At 59.4% G+C, this 1,605-nt stretch carries 2 protein-coding genes; both read right to left on the minus strand.

The window, feature by feature from the left end:
* Nucleotides 1-23 precede the first annotated feature (23 nt).
* A complete protein-coding gene (gene hisI, locus OQK_RS28805; RefSeq protein ID WP_007899278.1) occupies nt 24-425 on the minus strand; it encodes a phosphoribosyl-AMP cyclohydrolase in 402 nt (133 codons plus the stop codon).
* A 120-nt stretch (nt 426-545) separates the two neighbouring features.
* Nucleotides 546-1,605 (minus strand): AarF/UbiB family protein (locus OQK_RS28810; RefSeq protein WP_016775522.1); only part of this gene is annotated, 1,060 nt, incomplete at its 5' end.

Below are 1,605 nucleotides of genomic sequence, written 5' to 3' on the forward strand. Positions count from 1 at the left end.
CCTGAGCGAGGCGGGTCAGGGTGTCACTCATGTGTGTGTCCTGCGGAATAGATAGCGTGCGGGTCTTTCAGTACCGGGTCGACCGTTTTCCAGTCGCCGTTTTCGAAGACCCGGTAAAAGCAGCTTTGACGGCCGGTGTGGCAGGCGATGTCGCCGATCTGTTCAACCATCAGGATGATCACGTCGGCATCACAGTCCAGGCGCATCTCATGCAGGGTCTGCACATGGCCGGACTCTTCGCCCTTGCGCCACAGCTTGCCACGGGAACGTGACCAGTAGATTGCACGATTCTCCGCAGCGGTCAGTTCCAGCGCTTCGCGGTTCATCCAGGCCATCATCAATACGCGCCCGGTCTTGTGATCCTGGGCAATCGCCGGCACCAGGCCGTCAGCATCCCACTTGATCTCGTCCAGCCAGTTTTTCATCTTCAAATCTCGAAAAGCAGCAGCAAGCCATGAGCTTCAAGCTGCAAGTAAACGCACGTTGCGGTGTGCCTGTAGCGTCAAGCTTGAAGCTGGCAGCTTATAACTTGCAGCTCAATCGTGCTATCGGCGAACGACCAGATACAAACCGACCGCGATCATGATTCCGGCGGGCCAGTGCGCCCACTCGGTCAGCGGACCACCCGCAGCGAGGATCGCGCCGCCGGCCAGATGCGCGCAGCCGAGCAGGCGCAGGAACCAGTCGTCCTTGCGTTTGCGCCACGGCGGCGGTGGGTCTTTGGCGTGGGGTTGCGACATGCGTTCGAGCAGATCGCGGGCCATGTTCGACAGGTGCGGAATCTGTTCCAGCTGGCTCTGCACGTTGCCCAGCAAGGCTTTCGGGCTGACGCGTTCGCGCATCCAGCGCTCGAGAAACGGCTGCGCGGTGTTCCACAGATCCAGATCCGGGTACAGCTGACGACCGAGGCCTTCGATGTTCAGCAAGGTCTTCTGCAACAGCACCAGTTGCGGCTGCACTTCCATGTTGAAACGGCGAGCGGTCTGGAACAGGCGCATCAGCACCTGGCCAAATGAAATATCTTTTAACGGTTTTTCGAAGATCGGTTCGCACACCGTACGGATCGCCGCTTCGAATTCGTTGAGTTTGGTTTCCGCCGGCACCCAGCCCGAATCGATGTGCAACTGCGCGACACGGCGGTAGTCACGCTTGAAGAAGGCGAACAGGTTGCGCGCCAGATAATCCTGGTCTTCCGGGGTCAGGCTGCCGACGATGCCGCAGTCAATCGCGATGTATTGCGGGCTCCACGGATTGACCGTGCTGACGAAAATGTTGCCTGGGTGCATGTCGGCGTGGAAGAAGCTGTCGCGGAATACCTGCGTGAAGAAAATCTCCACGCCGCGCTCGGCGAGCATTTTCATGTCGGTGCGCTGGTCGGCGAGTGTCGCCAGATCGGTGACCTGAATGCCGTAGATGCGCTCCATCACCAGCACTTTCGGCCGGCACCAGTCCCAATAGACTTGCGGTACATAAAGCAGCTGCGAGCCTTCGAAGTTGCGGCGCAACTGGCTGGCGTTGGCCGCCTCGCGCAACAGATCGAGTTCGTCGTAAATGGTTTTTTCGTAGTCCTGCACCACATCGACCGGGTGCAGCAGGCGCGCGTCA

Origin of the sequence: Pseudomonas sp. R62 (assembly GCF_000257605.1) — a bacterium.
In the GTDB taxonomy this organism is placed as follows: domain Bacteria; phylum Pseudomonadota; class Gammaproteobacteria; order Pseudomonadales; family Pseudomonadaceae; genus Aquipseudomonas; species Aquipseudomonas atacamensis.